This window comes from Leucobacter muris (assembly GCF_004028235.1).
In the GTDB taxonomy this organism is placed as follows: Bacteria; Actinomycetota; Actinomycetes; order Actinomycetales; family Microbacteriaceae; genus Leucobacter; species Leucobacter muris.
In genome coordinates this window covers 2287442-2304921 of the sequence record NZ_CP035037.1, presented here as the reverse complement: position 1 = coordinate 2304921, position 17480 = coordinate 2287442, and the positions used below count along the sequence as shown (strand labels likewise).

At 61.8% G+C, this 17480-nt stretch carries 14 protein-coding genes; 7 read left to right on the top strand and 7 right to left on the bottom strand.

Annotated features, from left to right (window positions below; all coding sequences use genetic code 11):
* Nucleotides 1-5 precede the first annotated feature (5 nt).
* Nucleotides 6-1316, bottom strand: a complete 1311-nt coding sequence (locus Leucomu_RS10710; RefSeq protein WP_128387213.1) for a phage portal protein — start codon at nucleotides 1314-1316, stop codon at nucleotides 6-8.
* A gap of 77 nt (nucleotides 1317-1393) precedes the next feature.
* Here Leucomu_RS10710 and Leucomu_RS10705 point away from each other — a divergent pair.
* The 4 genes from Leucomu_RS10705 to Leucomu_RS10690 all read left to right on the top strand — a co-directional run bounded on the left by Leucomu_RS10705 (nucleotide 1394) and on the right by Leucomu_RS10690 (nucleotide 9283).
* Nucleotides 1394-2616, top strand: a protein-coding gene (locus Leucomu_RS10705; RefSeq protein WP_128387751.1) for an IS3 family transposase whose coding sequence is annotated in 2 segments (ribosomal slippage) — nucleotides 1394-1679 and nucleotides 1679-2616 — 1224 coding nt in all. Because the reading frame shifts where the segments join, the coding sequence is not laid out codon by codon here.
* Nucleotides 2617-2743: 127 nt separating this feature from the next.
* Entirely contained in the window at nucleotides 2744-4255 is a 1512-nt protein-coding gene (locus tag Leucomu_RS10700; protein WP_164884538.1) for a SpaH/EbpB family LPXTG-anchored major pilin, read from the top strand.
* A gap of 173 nt (nucleotides 4256-4428) precedes the next feature.
* Complete coding sequence (locus Leucomu_RS10695) at nucleotides 4429-7905, top strand: DUF7507 domain-containing protein (RefSeq protein WP_128387212.1); 3477 nt, start codon at nucleotides 4429-4431, stop codon at nucleotides 7903-7905.
* Nucleotides 7906-8060: 155 nt separating this feature from the next.
* Nucleotides 8061-9283, top strand: a protein-coding gene (locus tag Leucomu_RS10690; protein ID WP_128387751.1) for an IS3 family transposase whose coding sequence is annotated in 2 segments (ribosomal slippage) — nucleotides 8061-8346 and nucleotides 8346-9283 — 1224 coding nt in all. Because the reading frame shifts where the segments join, the coding sequence is not laid out codon by codon here.
* Here Leucomu_RS10690 and Leucomu_RS10685 read toward each other — a convergent pair.
* Together Leucomu_RS10685 and Leucomu_RS10680 are read right to left on the bottom strand one after the other, a co-directional pair.
* Nucleotides 9269-10822, bottom strand: coding sequence for a hypothetical protein (locus tag Leucomu_RS10685; RefSeq protein WP_128387211.1), 1554 nt, complete (start codon nucleotides 10820-10822; stop codon nucleotides 9269-9271). The two genes, Leucomu_RS10690 and Leucomu_RS10685, sit on opposite strands and share 15 nt — an antisense overlap.
* Nucleotides 10752-10967: a hypothetical protein gene (locus Leucomu_RS10680; protein WP_128387210.1), complete on the bottom strand. Its 216-nt coding sequence runs from the start codon at nucleotides 10965-10967 to the stop codon at nucleotides 10752-10754. Before Leucomu_RS10680 ends, Leucomu_RS10685 begins: the two co-directional genes overlap by 71 nt.
* 288 nt (nucleotides 10968-11255) lie before the next feature.
* Here Leucomu_RS10680 and Leucomu_RS10675 point away from each other — a divergent pair, with 288 nt between their 5' ends.
* Nucleotides 11256-12509, top strand: coding sequence for an IS256 family transposase (locus Leucomu_RS10675; RefSeq protein WP_228407350.1), 1254 nt, complete (start codon nucleotides 11256-11258; stop codon nucleotides 12507-12509).
* 550 nt (nucleotides 12510-13059) lie between these two features.
* On the opposite strand, the gene Leucomu_RS10670 is transcribed toward Leucomu_RS10675, so the two are convergent.
* Nucleotides 13060-13473: a hypothetical protein gene (locus Leucomu_RS10670; RefSeq protein WP_128387209.1), complete on the bottom strand. Its 414-nt coding sequence runs from the start codon at nucleotides 13471-13473 to the stop codon at nucleotides 13060-13062.
* On the opposite strand from Leucomu_RS10670, the gene Leucomu_RS10665 reads away from it, so the two are divergent.
* Nucleotides 13472-14170 (top strand): hypothetical protein, encoded by a 699-nt coding sequence (locus tag Leucomu_RS10665; protein WP_128387208.1) that lies wholly within the window; start codon nucleotides 13472-13474, stop codon nucleotides 14168-14170. The two genes, Leucomu_RS10670 and Leucomu_RS10665, sit on opposite strands and share 2 nt — an antisense overlap.
* On the opposite strand, the gene Leucomu_RS10660 is transcribed toward Leucomu_RS10665, so the two are convergent.
* Nucleotides 14107-14580 carry a hypothetical protein gene (locus Leucomu_RS10660; RefSeq protein ID WP_128387207.1) on the bottom strand — a complete coding sequence of 158 codons (474 nt, stop codon included), beginning with the start codon at nucleotides 14578-14580 and terminating at the stop codon, nucleotides 14107-14109. The two genes, Leucomu_RS10665 and Leucomu_RS10660, sit on opposite strands and share 64 nt — an antisense overlap.
* A 32-nt stretch (nucleotides 14581-14612) precedes the next feature.
* Nucleotides 14613-15620: a helix-turn-helix domain-containing protein gene (locus Leucomu_RS10655; protein ID WP_128387206.1), complete on the bottom strand. Its 1008-nt coding sequence runs from the start codon at nucleotides 15618-15620 to the stop codon at nucleotides 14613-14615.
* A gap of 90 nt (nucleotides 15621-15710) precedes the next feature.
* Between Leucomu_RS10655 and Leucomu_RS10650 the strand changes: the two genes are divergently transcribed.
* Nucleotides 15711-15989 carry a hypothetical protein gene (locus Leucomu_RS10650; RefSeq protein ID WP_128387205.1) on the top strand — a complete coding sequence of 93 codons (279 nt, stop codon included), beginning with the start codon at nucleotides 15711-15713 and terminating at the stop codon, nucleotides 15987-15989.
* A gap of 223 nt (nucleotides 15990-16212) precedes the next feature.
* On the opposite strand, the gene Leucomu_RS10645 is transcribed toward Leucomu_RS10650, so the two are convergent.
* A protein-coding gene (locus tag Leucomu_RS10645; protein ID WP_128387728.1) for an IS3 family transposase occupies nucleotides 16213-17435 on the bottom strand; the annotation gives its coding sequence in 2 pieces (ribosomal slippage) (nucleotides 16213-17150 and nucleotides 17150-17435; 1224 coding nt in all).
* Between the last annotated feature and the right edge of the window lie 45 nt (nucleotides 17436-17480).

Genomic DNA, 17480 nt, shown 5'->3' with positions numbered 1-17480 from the left:
GCCGCTCAGCTCAGCGCCTGGCTGGCTGGCTGGCTGGACGAGGATGCCGCAATCCTGAGCATCTTCTTGTCCTTGGCGCTCCCGGCGGACTCAAGAGCGTCCTGCCTCGACCAACCCGGCAGCATCTGGAACAGCCGCCCCAGATCTGCGCCGACGACGTCGAGCTTCGAGATCGCATCCGACACCTGCGCCAGCGACCACGACTGCACATTCGCCCAGGACACCTGATCGGTCAGAGCGCTCGCCGCAGCCGACTCGCCAAGAATCCGTGCCCCGGTTCGCAGCGCGAGCTCGTACCCTTCGCCGAGCGCGTCGCGCCGGTCACCGATGTTCCGGTGATAGCCCGACTCCGCAGCCGCGATGCCCTCAGCGCTCATGTTCACCACGGCGCCCAGCAGGTAGTGCGGAGGCACCTGCAGCACAGCCGCGAGATGCTTCACATGCGCTTCGAGCGCGGCGACCATCTTCGTAGGGTCTGCCGCCTCGAACGTGCCGAACCGGACCGTCTCACCGGCCTCACCAGGAGCGTGGATCAGAGAGTCGATCGCGACCCGCACTTCGCCGAGCGTCCCACCGGCACCCCACTTCTGAGGGAACGCGCCGTATCTCTGGATCATCTGCAGCGCGAAGGTCGCGTCGACGATGCGCTTGTAGATCGGGATCCCCGGCTCCACGCTCGACTGCGGTTCGCCCTCCGACGCGAGCGAGTTCGAGATCCGAACCACTGGTGCGAAGTCGAGACCATGCGGGGTAGGGCGGAGATTCTGCGGCGTCGACGGCGACCCGTCGAACCGGTAGCTGCCTTCGCTGTCGAAGGCATACCACTGCGAGTTCCAGAACGTCGGACCCTGCTTCGTAGCACCCACGCGGTAGAGCACGAACTCGGGGAAATCGTCCCACGGGTCTGCGTACACGGCGAAGGTGTTGTGCGCCGACATCGGGCGCATCACGACACCCTGATCACCATCAGCGGGCAGCAGCATCAGGAAGCTCTTGCCGAGCCCCACCGCTTCCTTCGTGGACACGCCCTGCCGGCCATCCATCCCGTTGGCCCGCCACACGCGATTCCAGATGTCCTCGTTCGCGTAGCCGTTGATTCGGCAGCCCTGCGCGATCGCGTCGCGCGAGAACCCAAGCCACGGACCGCCTGACTTGTCCAGCAGATCCTTGTACTCCGCGTCCGCGCCGTCCGGCATCCACGTCCTGAGCACCTTCCCGTCGATGTGCCGCTGCAGGTTTCGAAGGCGCATCCACTCCTGGCGTGCATCCTTCATCACCGCGGCGCAACGCTCACCGAGCTCAGTCTCATCGAGCATCAGGCATACCCCCTCACCACTGCTGGCTTGAATTGGCCTGGTTTGAGTTCCGATCTTTATACAAGGATGGAACTACGATGCCAAGCAAATATGACCCTGAACTTCGCCAGCGCGCACTTCGGATGCTCGCCGAAGCCCGTCCCGAGCACGAGTCGCTGACCGCGGCCTGCCGACACGTCGGTGGGCTCCTCGGAGTGAGCCCGGAGACGCTGCGCGTGTGGCAGCGCCGCTACGACATCGATACCGGCGCGAAGCCTGGCACCTCGATCGATATGGCCCAGGAGAACCGGCGGTTACGCCGCGAGGTGAGCGAGCTCCGTAAGGCCAACGAGGTACTCAAAGCCGCGAGCGTGTTTTTCGCGAAGGAACTCGACCGGCCACGAACGAAATGATCAGATTCATCGACGAGTACCGTGATCGTTTCGGGGTCGAGTTCCTCTGTCGTACGCTGCGTGCGGCAGTTCGTGGGTTCCTCACCTCCCGCGGATACCGGGCCGCGAAAGCCCGGTCGGCCTCAGCCAGGCAGCTGCGCGACGAGTTGCTCCTCCCTGAGATCCGGCGGCTCCACGCGAAGCACTATGGCGTGTACGGGCGCCGGAAGATGCATGCCCTGCTGAAGCGTGAGGGGTGGAAGATCGGCCGCGACCAGACCGAGCGTCTGATGCGGCTCGCCGGCGTGCGCGGGGTACGGAAATCAAAGCGCGTGTTCACCACACGCCCTAACAAAACGGCGGCACTGCCTGCCGATCTCGTCAACCGGAGATTCGCCGCTGACGGGCCGCGCAAGCTCTGGGTGTGCGACGTGACCTACGTCGCCACCTGGTCTGGGTTCGCCTATGTCGCGTTCGTCACTGACGTGTACTCGCGCAGAATCGTGGGCTGGAATGTCGCTGCGACGCTGAAATCTGAGGTTCTGCCGATGCAGGCACTCGATATGGCTGCGTGGCAATCGGGCGGCAGGCTCGATGGCCTGATCCATCACGCCGATCACGGGTCGAATTACACCGCCATGGTCTATACGGATCGCATTGCGGAACTCGGAGCAGTGCCCTCGACCGGGACGGTCGGCGACAGTTTTGACAATGCCATGGCTGAGGCGGTCAACAACCTCTACAAGACCGAACTGATCCGACAGCAGGGCCCCTGGCGGACGGTTGAGCAGGTCGAACTCGCGACCCTCGAATACGTGTGGTGGTGGAACCATGAGCGCCTTCACGGGGAGCTCGATATGCGTACCCCGATCGAGGTCGAGCAGGCCTACTATACTGAGGCCGAGGAACTTCTGTCACCGACAGGTTGACAGGAAAACCGGTCGGAACTCAAACCAGGCCAATTCAGTAATATTTATGAACGCTGTAGTTCGGTTGGTGGCGTGTTATGGCGTCAGGGGCTTTGGGTCTCCTGCGGCTACGAAAGGAGACGTTCGGGTGGCTGAACGGAAAACGATGCGGCGCGTTGCCGCGATGGTCGGGGCTGTCGGTATGACGGCCATGGTGGGCGCGAGTTCTGCCGCGTTTGCTGCGCCGCAGAACTACGGTAACATCGGCTTTGGCCGGGAAGGCTCGTTGACGGTGCATAAGTACCTGCATCAGGTCAACGGCTCTGACGGTGATATTAGTGAGGCTCCTGCTGCGGGTGATTTCACGGATCCCGTTGAGGGTGTGGTGTTCACGGTGTACCCGCTGCTGAAGGATGGGCAGCCAGTTGACCTGTCTGTGCCGGCGAATTGGGACGCCTTGGGAGACCTTACGCCCGGTGATGGGTGCACGGCACCTGCCGGGTACACGCTTGGTGCCGGGCAGGCGATGCCGACTGCTGATGCGAATGGTGCAGCGAACGTTGCCCTTCCGATCGGCGTGTACCAGGTGTGCGAGACGTCGGCTCCCGCACAGATCATCGATTCCGCGTCTCCGTTCATCGTGACTATTCCGATGCCGCACGAGAACGGCTGGGTGTACGACGTGCACGCCTACCCGAAGAACGGTGAAGGAACGATCGAGAAGACGATCGAGGAGCAGCAGGACACTGGTCTCGGGTCGGTTGTGAAGTTCCCTGTGACGGTTCCGATCCCGACCACTGGTGAGGATTGGACCGGGTTCGCGATTCGCGACACCCTGGATAGTCGTCTTACGCCGGTAGCGCCGGCGGATATGACTGTCACGGTGGACGGTAGCCCGCTTGATGCGAGCTACTACACGCTCACTGTTGATGGTCAGCAGATCACGATGAACTTCACCGCTGCGGGGCTCGCTTGGCTGAATCAGAGCCCGAACGCTCAGGCTGGGAAGAAAATCCAGGTCGTGTTCGCGGGTACGGTGACGACGCTTGGGAACGGTACGATCACCAACGAGGCTGAACTGCGGCCGAACAACCCGGGCTTTGACCCGAGCACGAACCCTCCGGTTCTGTCGAATGAGGTCGAAACGCACTGGGGCAGCCTTGAGGTGCAGAAGCGTGCCGCTGGCACCTCGGGTAACGAGGGCCGCCTGAATGGTGCGGTGTTCGAGGTGTACAACGCTGTTGACCCGTACGCTGCCGACTGCTCGGCAGCGGAAGCTGCCGGCGACCCGGTTGTTGCCAATGGTGAGACGCAGTTCACTTCCGCGGGGACTGGTATTATCTCGATTCCTGGCCTGTTCGTGAGCGATAGCGTGAACCCGGTCATTGATGCGCAGCAGCGCTGCTATGTCCTCAAGGAAGTAGCGGCTCCTGCAGGCTACGTGCTGCCGGCTGACCCGTTCACTGCGGTGACGGTGAAGATTGGTGAGACGACGGTCTCGGACAATGTTGACATCGTGAACACGCAGCAGGGTGTGCCCGAGCTGCCGCTGACGGGTGCCGCGGGTCAGGTCATGCTCATCGCAGCTGGTGTTGCCGCGGTGGCTGTTGCTGCGGGGTTCGTACTAATGAACCGACGTCGACAGAACCAGGACGCCTAAGTTGCAGGGTGTTGTGGTGTGGGCCATGCGAAGGCTCCATGGTCCACGCCACAACACCTTCAGTTCCGGAGCATGGCGACAGTTCCCAACCATCCCTCACCGTGAAGCGCCCGTTAGGGATTACAGGAGGTAAGCGTGCATAGTAATAGTTCTCGAGCTTCGAAAGAATTACCTTGAAAGATAACTTCATAACTCGGATGAATGTCCGCCACAGAGCGAAGAGACTGTGCGCTGCGGTACTGGCCTGCACCGCAGTAGTCAGCTTTGCCGGGCTTCAGAAGACCGATGCTACTCACGCCGTCACCCCCGTCTATGGGCTCGAAGGAAGCTGGGCTGCAGGTACTCCGAATCCGCTGCAGCGTGGTACTGAACTCACCGCTGTCTGGCGTTACAACGTTAATGATGCAGACCCTGCACCTGAGAACCATTCGCAGGAGAACGTGGTTGTAACTTTCACGGCGCAAAACGCTGTATTTACTGAGTTACCGTTCGAGTGTCTTACGGACGGGGTAGACCCGTCGTCTGAGATTCAAGGCGATGGGGCCAGGCTCGTGTGCAATCTCGGCACTCGGAATCTCGGTACCGCCGAGCTATTCCTCACGGGCGTCGAGGCGAGAGGTGTGGCCGGTGCTCAAGTGGGCCTCTCAGCGAACGTAGGCGAGCTGGGCGTAAATGAGGTGTCGACCTCGCTGCCGGAGCTGGACATCGTGGCCCCGTTCCGGATGGACATGAAATTCGATGGAGGAAATCCCTTGAATTCACGTGATGGGGACCAGAATGTTCTTAAGTTCCCATGGTCTCTCAGGCACGCTCCGGGTTCGAATGCGGGTCCCGGTACCGTGAGTTACGACCTCACGTTCACTGCGACCGGTGGCGAATCCGTCATGCCATCCGTCGATGGCTGCACGACTCTGGGTTATAAGATTCCGGGGCACCCGTACTCGGGAAAAGGTTTTGATGCAGCCCAGACCGCGCCATTCCCGGCAACGTGTACGTTGGTTCAGCTGGGTTCGAATCAGATGCGTCTGACGCTGACCGGGATCGACTATTCGAAGATGCTTGACCCAACCACGGACTCGAATGGTGTTGCGTTGCCAGCTGAGTGGGACGTGGTCGCTTCCGGTTTGATTTCTGTGCGGTTCACGTATGTAGCTGGCACGGCCATCTCTTTCACGTCAACCGCGCCGACATACACGTCGACCGCGCTTGAAACTAGTTCAGACGACCCGGCGAACAATCAGAATAGGCGGGCGTCGGTTCGCGGAACCTGGTCCGGAGGATGGGATCTCAGGAACATGGCTCCCCCCGTGCAGGGGCGTCTATGGAAGGACACTTACCGCAGCATGGCCGGACAGCCCGTTCTCGCGCAGTCCGGTGTTCGACCCCCCTCCGGTAGCGAGACGCGGACGCAGGTCTGCACGATCCTTGATACAAAGTATGTGACGTTCAATAGCTCTGCGGCGGGTCCGATCTCAGGCGGAGTCGTGACCCCGTATCCGGGGGTTACATATGAGTACTTCACGGGGACGGGCACTGGGGGGATCCTAAACCCCTCGAACTCTGCCTACGATCCGAACAGTTTCCAGTGCGATGGTTCCACGGGGACAGAGTGGCAGGCGACGCTTCCGTCTGATTTGTCGAAGGTGAAGGCGGTCCGCGCCACTTTCCCAGCCTCGGCGAACATTCGTGACGCTGTTGCGTACCTTCGTACGTACTCGACGGTGAAGCCGAACGTTGCTGTCGGGCAAGACATTTGGACCTGGACCAGCTACCGGACGGGATCCAACGCCTGGGTTAACTCCCATCGCACGTCGAACGCGAGTGATGTGCCGGTGCAGGGCACCGTTACTCCTGGTTCGCGGTATGCCTACGCGGGTAGCGGTCGCGATGTTCTGCGGATTGTGACGGGCCGCCCGCTAGTGAAGAAGACGGTTGACCAGTCAATAACGATGCCCGGTGCGACGGTGAACTTCACGATCACGTATCGGGTTAAAGCGCCGGGTGACATAGTGGTGGATAATCTCGATCTGAGGGACGTGCTGCCGGCGGGACTGACATACGTCCCGGGCAGCGCGAGTGTCGCCCCGACGTCAGTGAGCGGGCAGATCTTGTCGTGGAGCATCGGTAGCGTTTCTACGAATACGGATTACACGATTCTGCTGAGCGCGACGGTGGACTCGAATGCGGATCCAGGAGAAGTGTTCAGTACCCGTGTCAAAGCGGTGTTGGCTGGTGCAACTGACGAGGACACGGCATCGACGCGAGTGCGCGACGGGGGTTACACTTTCCTCACGAAAACGGCAGACGCCCAGCAGGTCCCTCATGTGAGTGGTGCCGCGCAGGACGGCTGGACTGTGCGCCTCACCTCTGCGGATTCTGTGGCACAGAGTTTCACCGACACAATCGATGTTCTTCCGTACAACGGTGATGGGCGGGGGACAAGCTTCTCCGGCACCTATCAGCTGTCCGGACCGGTGACTGCAGTTTCTGGCTCGACCGTCTATTACACAACGGCGGATCCGGCGACGTTGGTCGACGATCCGGCGGACCCGACAAACGGTGCAGCGGGTGATCCTTCGGGGAACACGGTGGGTTGGTCGACGACGTTCACGCCCGACGCGACTGGTGTGCGAGTCATTGGCCCTTCTCTGCCTGCGGCGGCATCTCAGGAATTCAAGATTGACATCACCACGACCGGTGCCACTTTCGAAGACATCTACGTGAATCGTGCCGAATCCCGTGCAGCGCGTACGCAACTTAAGATGCGGACTTCGAGCTGGTTCCAGATCGCGGCTGTGAACTCGATCTCGATCAAGAAGTACGTGCAAGATTCCGACGGCGGCTGGCATGACGCGCAGAACGTGGACGACTATCCGACACGATACGCGGGTGACACCGTCCCCTACCGGCTGGTCGTAACCAACACCGGTGACGAGACGCTGACCGATGTGCAAATCACGGATGACCGGGTCGCTCTCGCCTCACTGGACCCGCTGCCGGACGGCCTCGAAGCTGGGGCGATCATCCCCGAACTGCTCCCGGGAGAAGACAACGCGGTCACGATCGACTACTCGATCAAGCTGGGAGACGAGGCCGCAGGCGGGACCCTGGTCAATAACGCGTGTGCGGTTCCTACTGATACAGAGGTCGATGAGCCCTGCGATCCCGCGGGCATCATTGTAGAGACCTCGACGCTCGCGTGGTATTTATCGAACTCAGGAGACGAGGGCAGGTATCTCGCCGGTTCGGAGTGGTCGTTGGTGCGCGTCGATAAGAACGGCGAGCCGATCGGTGCGGCTGTCGAAGTCACGGATTGCGTCGCAGAGACCGGTGCTAATTGCAGTGGTTCTGACGTGAACCCGGAACTAGGAAAAATCAGGATTTCCGGGCTCACTGCGGGCGACTATGTTCTGACACAGACGCGTGCCCCCGCAGGGTATGTTCTTGATGACACCCCGCGTGAGATCACCGTGCGTGGTTATACCGCGTTCCAAAAGTCTTTCAGGAATACGCAGTCGGATGTTCCGCAGTTGCCGCTCACTGGTGGGATGGGAACGTTTGCGATATTCCTCGGGGCCGGCAGTGCTGGTCTTCTGGTCGCGTTCGCGCTGTGGATGCAGCGGCGTCGCTCTCGGGAAGCTATGAGCTAAGAAGACCGGCGGACCTCTGATGGAGGGGGGCGAGTTTCAAAAACGAAACAGGCCCCACCCCCTCTGCCGTGCTTAGCGGAGGGGGTAGGGCCTGGGAAATAAGAATTGAATTGGCCTGGTTTGAGTTCCGATCTTTATACAAGGATGGAACTACGATGCCAAGCAAATATGACCCTGAACTTCGCCAGCGCGCACTTCGGATGCTCGCCGAAGCCCGTCCCGAGCACGAGTCGCTGACCGCGGCCTGCCGACACGTCGGTGGGCTCCTCGGAGTGAGCCCGGAGACGCTGCGCGTGTGGCAGCGCCGCTACGACATCGATACCGGCGCGAAGCCTGGCACCTCGATCGATATGGCCCAGGAGAACCGGCGGTTACGCCGCGAGGTGAGCGAGCTCCGTAAGGCCAACGAGGTACTCAAAGCCGCGAGCGTGTTTTTCGCGAAGGAACTCGACCGGCCACGAACGAAATGATCAGATTCATCGACGAGTACCGTGATCGTTTCGGGGTCGAGTTCCTCTGTCGTACGCTGCGTGCGGCAGTTCGTGGGTTCCTCACCTCCCGCGGATACCGGGCCGCGAAAGCCCGGTCGGCCTCAGCCAGGCAGCTGCGCGACGAGTTGCTCCTCCCTGAGATCCGGCGGCTCCACGCGAAGCACTATGGCGTGTACGGGCGCCGGAAGATGCATGCCCTGCTGAAGCGTGAGGGGTGGAAGATCGGCCGCGACCAGACCGAGCGTCTGATGCGGCTCGCCGGCGTGCGCGGGGTACGGAAATCAAAGCGCGTGTTCACCACACGCCCTAACAAAACGGCGGCACTGCCTGCCGATCTCGTCAACCGGAGATTCGCCGCTGACGGGCCGCGCAAGCTCTGGGTGTGCGACGTGACCTACGTCGCCACCTGGTCTGGGTTCGCCTATGTCGCGTTCGTCACTGACGTGTACTCGCGCAGAATCGTGGGCTGGAATGTCGCTGCGACGCTGAAATCTGAGGTTCTGCCGATGCAGGCACTCGATATGGCTGCGTGGCAATCGGGCGGCAGGCTCGATGGCCTGATCCATCACGCCGATCACGGGTCGAATTACACCGCCATGGTCTATACGGATCGCATTGCGGAACTCGGAGCAGTGCCCTCGACCGGGACGGTCGGCGACAGTTTTGACAATGCCATGGCTGAGGCGGTCAACAACCTCTACAAGACCGAACTGATCCGACAGCAGGGCCCCTGGCGGACGGTTGAGCAGGTCGAACTCGCGACCCTCGAATACGTGTGGTGGTGGAACCATGAGCGCCTTCACGGGGAGCTCGATATGCGTACCCCGATCGAGGTCGAGCAGGCCTACTATACTGAGGCCGAGGAACTTCTGTCACCGACAGGTTGACAGGAAAACCGGTCGGAACTCAAACCAGGCCAATTCAGGCTCCCGCTTCGGGGAAGCTTCGGACTTGATCACGCCCCACACCGCCCAAGTCACGGACTGGGCGTGCGAGATCGGCTTCGTCGGGTCAGACGGCTCCCATGTGAAGCCGGCGCGGCCGATCGCTCGAGTCGTCGCGAGCTCGAGCGACTTCGTCACCTCGGCCTGATCCCGGTGCAGCACGAGGCCGTCGTTCGACATCTCGATGAAGATCGAGTGCGCGGCGGCGAGCTCGTCAATGCTCATCGGCAGGTACTTCACGCCGACACGGTCGAGATCCGCAAGGATCATCGCCGCGTTCTTCGGGTCGACCACCACGAGAGCGTTCCCAAGCTCAGCCTTGAGTGCTTTCACGTCGTCGGCGACCCAGCGCACCTTGCGGTCGGTCTTGTGGTGCTCGACCGCGATGTGCTCGTCGTCGACGCGGATCGCTTTCGAGATCGTCGCGTACCCGCCACCACGGCCGACGGCGATCGCGATCACGCCCCCGTCGCCCTTCACCGGGTGGTCGCCCGCGACGCGCTTCCACACCGCGATGTCGAGCTCGGAGAGCTGCTCCGCTTCCTCTTCGCGTCGGTTCGGCCAGATCGAGAACCGCAGCCGCTTCACCGATTCCGGGTCGAGACGCGAAATCTCATCCTCGATGGTCGCCCGAGTCAGGCCCGGCCGGTAGCCCAGGCCGGGATTCCCGGCCCGCCACACCTCAGGATCTCGAATGTCGATCTTCGCCGCGACGTCTGGGTCGTGCGACCCCTTCGGGTTGAACTCCGCCCACCCGGTGCGCGGGTCAGTTCCTGCCCGGCCACGGTCGCGCACTCCTTCGAAGTACTCCGAGTTGTTCAGTTCGTCAGGGACGGTGCCGGTGAAGAGTGCCTGCGTGTTGTCCACCGCTGACATGGTCGGCAGCAGCGCATCCATAGCGGGCTGCGGGGTCTCCTGCGCCTCGTCCACGACAAGGACATCGACGGTGAAGCCGACGCCCGCGTTTCGCGACCTGGCCATGAAGATGAGCCGGTTGCCGTTCGCGAGCTCGAAGCCGCGCCACTGGTTGTTGTCCTTGATGCCACGCTCACCGCCCAGCAGCTCGCCCATGAGTAGTGGTGACGAGGTGATGACCCGCTTCAGGCGCCGGAAGGCCTCGATGGCGGTCTTCACCTCGTGCGCGGAGTGCAGGATCGTCTTCGGCTCCCCGTCAGCCTTCGGCCACAGGAACAGGTGCGCGAGCTCGAACGGCAAGATGATGTTGCCCTTGCCGTTCTGCCGGCTCACGAGCACACCGAACTCCGTGCACACCCACCGATCTGAGGCGTCGATCGAGAGAATCGCGTCGAGCGTGAGTTCCTGCCACGGATCCTCCCGCAAGCCGGCGACCGCAGCGAGGTCGAGGGCCTCGCCCACCCGGGATCCGGCCCGGTCTGGGATGCGGAGGAGGCTAGGCTCCTGCAGCCCGAGCAGCTTCTCGCTGCTCCCGCTCTGCCCTGGCAGCAGCAAGCTGGTCTTCAAGGGTGACCCCCTTCGTCGACTGGCCATTGCCCTGAATCTCGGAGATCTCCCGCAGGATCTCCCGCTGCTCCCGCAACGCGAGGTACGCGCGCGTCGGATCGGTCGTCGTCAATGCGGCAACCACCGAACGCGACTGCTCGAGCATCTCCCGCAGCGTCTCCAGTCGGGAAACGTGCCCCTCAGGCGTCGTCGGCGCCGGCTCAACCTGAACCGCCGCCTTCTCGGCTTCGCGAGCGACCTGCTTCTCCCGCCGAACCTCAGCCGAGTTAGAACGCTCACGCGAATTCGCGCGCTTCGCATCCCTACACGCATCACACACCGGGGACTTCTCCCGCAGATGAGGGACTGTCTGAATAATGGTGTGTGAGGGTCCGGCCTGATCCGAAAGGAGATGGCCGTGGCTGACACGACCACTGTCGTTGTTGACGACGAGATGATTGATCCCGTGACCGGGGAGATCATCGATCAGAAAGAACTCGCAGAACGCTTGCTCGCGCAGGCGAAGGAGCAGGGCGTGAGCCTGACGGGGCCGGGCGGCCTGCTCAGCCAGCTCACGAAGAACGTCCTCGAGACCGCGCTGAATGCCGAGTTGACCGAGCACCTCGGCCACGAGCACGGCGGGACCCCAATCGGCGAGAACATGCGTAACGGGACGCGGGTCAAGACGGTGCTGACAGAGATCGGCCCCGTCGAGATCGAAGTCCCGCGAGATCGAGACGGGTCGTTCGAGCCGGTGATCGTCCCCAAGCGGAAACGCCGACTGGACGGCATCGATCAGATCGTTCTGTCCCTTTCCGCTCGGGGGTTGACGACCGGTGAGATCGCTGCGCATTTCGACGAGGTCTATGGGGCGAAGGTCTCCAAGGACACGATCAGCCGGATCACCGAGAAGGTCGCCGGGGAACTCGCCGAATGGTCGAGCAGGCCGTTGGATGCGCTCTACCCGGTGATCTTCGTCGACGCGATCGTGGTGAAGGTCCGTGACGGGCAGGTGAGGAACACCCCGTTCTATGTCGTGATGGGCGTCACCGTGAACGGGGAACGCGACATCCTCGGCATCTGGGCCGGTGACGGTCAGGAGGGTGCGAGGTTCTGGCTGCAGGTGTTCACCGAGCTGAAGAACCGGGGTGTCGAGGACGTGCTCATCGCGGTCTGCGACGGGCTGAAGGGTCTCCCGGAGGCGATCAACACCACTTGGGAGCAAACGGTCGTCCAGCAGTGCATCGTCCATCTGATCCGCAACAGCTTCCGCTACGCCGGGCGGCAACACCGCGACGCGATCGTCCGTTCCCTCAAACCCGTCTACACGGCCCCGTCGGAGCAGGCGGCGAAGGATCGGTTCGAGGAGTTCGCCGCCGAGTGGGGCGGACGGTATCCGGCGATCGTGCAGCTCTGGAAGAACAGCTGGGCGGAGTTCGTGCCGTTCCTCGAGTATGACGTCGAGATCCGGCGGGTGATCTGCACGACCAACGCGATCGAGTCAATCAACGCTCGCTATCGGCGCGCCGTGAGAGCTCGGGGGCACTTTCCCAACGAGGCCGCCGCGCTGAAATGTCTCTACCTCGTGACGCGGTCGCTTGACCCGACTGGCGGCGGAAGGGCACGCTGGGTGATGAGGTGGAAGCCCGCGCTGAACGCGTTCGCGATCACCTTCGCCGGACGGTTCGAGAAAACCACTCACGAATGAAAACCGCCGGATCCCACACACCGTTTATCGGACAGACCCGTATCCGCAGCGGCAACCTCTACTCTCGTTTGGGTGACCTCACGGGGTCGACGGTCGGGGAGCTTGCCAACGCGGTCGGTTCGCCAGCTGGATGGGTCCGGCGCGAGCTCAAACGGCTGGTGCAGCATGGGCTTGTACGACGGACAGGAGATCTGTGGGTGCGGGCTGCTGCTGAACGTAGAGATGACCTTGCCGAATGGCTGGGCGTAGCAGGGCGTCTGCGCGCCCGGGAGGATCGGTACGTTCTCGAACGGGTCGAGTGGGCCTGGTGGAGGCTGGAGTACGAGAGGATGACGACCCCGGGCAGACAACGATCGAAACGACGGCAACTGCCTGAGCAGCAGGCGTTCAGCTTCGGAAGGCCCTGGGATGCGTTCCCCGAGTATCCGCGCTCGAGCGGTAGAGCAGACGGGAGGGCGGCGCGAGCCGCCATCATGTCGGGCTTGCTGCCCCAGTTCTACCCTGTCGCAGCGTAATGGCTGAGATAGGCTGACGAGTGGACTGACCACCGTCAGAGAGCATCGAGATAGAGCGAGGAAACCAGTTGCAGCGTCTGATTGATCCTTCCAGCATCGGTGTATTCGTCCTCTCCGCCACGTTCGTTGTCAGAGCTCGTCACGCTATTCGAGTCCCCGCTGCCAGGCCCTCGTGGCTTGCGGCCGGCGTCGGGGCGCTGAGCCTGTTCTGCTGCGGAACACTCGTGCCCATCACGGTCCTCGACAGCTTGATCGGGGGCACGAACGCCATTAGCCTGCTCCAGAACATCTGCGCTGCCATCGCGCTTTGGCTCGTCATGCAAGCCGTAGTCACGGAGGGGAATTACCCTCTCCGCAACATCTTGAAGAGCCCCCCTGCTGGTTGGGATCATCGCCTTCACGATCCCCTTCTTCTTCGTCGACCGCGGGCCGACCGCGAAAGACTTCATGTTCGATCGAGCAGACCAAGTACCCACGTTCCTGTACTCGGCTATCTACCTCACGCTCATCGGCGGGATCTGCCTCTACCTCGGAGCGAAGGTATGGACGAGCGGATCCCGCTCGTACTCAGCACTGATCATCGGCGCCGGCATCGTCGCAGTCGGCTGCTTCTTCCAGTTCGGAGCCCTTGGCTCCATCGCTTTCTCCTGGCTACCGACCGAAACCAGCGATGCCCTGTATGCGATTGGGCTGGCAGGCCTCACCGGGGGAGTGGTGTGCATGGCCGCGAACGTGGCGGCAGTTGCCTTCCGACGCGTTCGTAGCACCCGGCAAGTGGCAAGATCGATTGCGTCGATGGAAGAGCTCATGCACCGAAAGGGATTGCTGGCCGATGTGCGTGCGACTCCTGCAGAGAATGATCTGGCCCGACTCTACGAGGAAGTGATTGCTGTGAACGACCACATTCACACTGAGGGGAACGCGTTGAGCGATGAAGAGATGAAGCAGGTGTCTGCAGCATCGGATCTCGTCGCGCGGAAGATGTTCGAGGACGCTCCTCGCCCCGTCAGATACCCTCGCCCGCTACGTGCGATCGTCAACTGGGCGGTCAAAGGCAAAGCTTCACAGCCGGCGGCCGCGGATCATTCGAACACGGCCCTGATTCCGACTGCGGAGCCTGCGATGACGAGCCGAGAGAGCGCGTAGGCGATCTCTTCGGCAAGGGTTTCGTCCTCGTCTTGGTTGAAGCCTCGGGCCCTGGCTCGCTGGATCTGGCCGCCGAGCGGTGCGGTGCCGAGCAACGTGTTATCGATGAAGCTCAGTACGCCGCAGGTGCTGTGATCAGCGATGATGTGACCGAACTCGTGGAAGATCGAGTGCGTCTGGTACAGCTTCGGATCGTCGTTGCGGAAGAACACGTGACTGGTGAGTTCCGTCTCAACCCATAGCCCTGTGATGTTGCGCAGCTCGACGTCGTCGACCGGGTGCAGAGCGATCTCTTTCTGATGGAAGAGCGCGACGCGTTCCTGGATATCTTCGAGACTCGAGCCGGGCCGGCATCCGAGATTCGCAACGAGTTCTTCCGCCATCTGTCGAGCGGGCATGCTGCTGGTCACCTCCTGAGTGTAAAACGGGGGCGGTTACAACGTCACTTCGGGATGTAGCGATTCACGAGGTTCGCGATTTCGCGCAGTGATTCTGCGGAGAGGTGAGCTCCTCGAGCTGCGATGTTGGTGACGCCGGCCTCGGCCGCGACGCGAGCAAGTTCCGCTTCTGCCTCGGCGCGCTCGGTAATGTCGTCGTCCTCGGCGATGAGGTAGTCAGCGGGCGCTCCGAGCGCTTCAGCAATCTCTGCGAGGACAGAGGCATCGGGTACTGCTATGCCCTTCAAAGCATCATCCCAGGTGCGGCGATCCAACGTGATGCCGTGGGATAGGGCAGCCGCAGCGGCCGTATCGAAACCCGATTGGCCGTCGAGACCCTTCAGCTCGAGCATCGCGCGCAGCCGACGACTTACCTCCCCGGGAGACAGCGAAGCTCGCGAAGAGAGAGCGGTCGTGGACCCACTGTTCTGGAGCGAGATCTCGTCTGGGTCCTCGGGGTACCGGTCGATCCGTGCCTCGGCGCGGTCGACAAGATCCTCAACAGGGAAGCCGAGAGCTTGGCAGACGTTGTAAGCGAAGTGAACAGGAAGTACCTTCTTGCCATTTAGCCACTCTCCTGCGATCGAGGGCGCTTTCCCGAGAGTAAGAGCTATCTGCCGGGTAGAGAGCTCGCGGAGGCTGAGCTGTGTCCGAAGCTCAGCAGCGATGCATTGAACGAACCGCTCGCTACGCGCCCCCAACTCTTCGGGTGAAAGCTGGGAAGGATCGCGACGATCTGGGTTTCCAGTAACGAGCAATGGACTTTCGGTTTGGTATCGCTGCTCAGCGAGCTTGAAAAGACTGCCGGGTCGCGCTCCCATCACGAGAGAAGCCGAATACACAAAGGTGAAGGGAATCTTGTTCCGGCCGTTGAGCCACTGACTGATCGTTCTTTGCCCGATCTGGAGCATCCCGCCAAGCGCCGAGCCAGAGATGTTGCGCTGCTTAAGCTGCCACTTCAGCTCTGCCGCTAGGGCTTCTGCATAGCCCACCCCTGGTTCGTCGACGTTCACATCGGAAGATTAATTGACGTCATTCGATGTATATATATATTGTTCTAGTGGCCGTTCCAAATGGAACGTGTTGAAGAGAAAGTAGCGAGGATGACGACTACTGTCACGGCAGATCACGTTTCTGCCGAAGTCGCGTCGAAGGTGCTCAGCGCCATTGATTGCCGGGGTAGCTCGATGAGGGTTGTTGCTGACGCAATCCACCGACCACTGACAACTTTTCACAGAAAGACAAAGGGCGAGGAGAAGTATGAATTCAGCCTCACCGAGCTGCTGCGCATCGCTGACGCGCTGGACGTAGAGCCCCGGTCGCTGCTGCCCGAGGCGTTCTCGCCCGACTGCAGCTGCGGCTGCTGCAAATGCGGCTCCTGACCAAGAGAACTGGCCCCTGGTGCTGGAACACCAGAGGCCAGTGAGGCCCTCGAAAGGACATCAGTTCGTGTCTCACAATATTGACACATGCCCCCGCGCAGTGGAACAGCTTGCCAACACCTCCACAGCGAAAAGACCACTCAATCCTTGCATCGGCGCTTCGCAACAGAACGGGGCGAGCCGATGTGAATTGGCCTGGTTTGAGTTCCGACCGGTTTTCCTGTCAACCTGTCGGTGACAGAAGTTCCTCGGCCTCAGCATAGTAGGCCTGCTCGACCTCGATCGGGGTACGCATATCGAGCTCCCCGTGAAGGCGCTCATGGTTCCACCACCACACGTATTCGAGGGTCGCGAGTTCGACCTGCTCAACCGTCCGCCAGGGGCCCTGCTGTCGGATCAGTTCGGTCTTGTAGAGGTTGTTGACCGCCTCAGCCATGGCATTGTCAAAACTGTCGCCGACCGTCCCGGTCGAGGGCACTGCTCCGAGTTCCGCAATGCGATCCGTATAGACCATGGCGGTGTAATTCGACCCGTGATCGGCGTGATGGATCAGGCCATCGAGCCTGCCGCCCGATTGCCACGCAGCCATATCGAGTGCCTGCATCGGCAGAACCTCAGATTTCAGCGTCGCAGCGACATTCCAGCCCACGATTCTGCGCGAGTACACGTCAGTGACGAACGCGACATAGGCGAACCCAGACCAGGTGGCGACGTAGGTCACGTCGCACACCCAGAGCTTGCGCGGCCCGTCAGCGGCGAATCTCCGGTTGACGAGATCGGCAGGCAGTGCCGCCGTTTTGTTAGGGCGTGTGGTGAACACGCGCTTTGATTTCCGTACCCCGCGCACGCCGGCGAGCCGCATCAGACGCTCGGTCTGGTCGCGGCCGATCTTCCACCCCTCACGCTTCAGCAGGGCATGCATCTTCCGGCGCCCGTACACGCCATAGTGCTTCGCGTGGAGCCGCCGGATCTCAGGGAGGAGCAACTCGTCGCGCAGCTGCCTGGCTGAGGCCGACCGGGCTTTCGCGGCCCGGTATCCGCGGGAGGTGAGGAACCCACGAACTGCCGCACGCAGCGTACGACAGAGGAACTCGACCCCGAAACGATCACGGTACTCGTCGATGAATCTGATCATTTCGTTCGTGGCCGGTCGAGTTCCTTCGCGAAAAACACGCTCGCGGCTTTGAGTACCTCGTTGGCCTTACGGAGCTCGCTCACCTCGCGGCGTAACCGCCGGTTCTCCTGGGCCATATCGATCGAGGTGCCAGGCTTCGCGCCGGTATCGATGTCGTAGCGGCGCTGCCACACGCGCAGCGTCTCCGGGCTCACTCCGAGGAGCCCACCGACGTGTCGGCAGGCCGCGGTCAGCGACTCGTGCTCGGGACGGGCTTCGGCGAGCATCCGAAGTGCGCGCTGGCGAAGTTCAGGGTCATATTTGCTTGGCATCGTAGTTCCATCCTTGTATAAAGATCGGAACTCAAACCAGGCCAA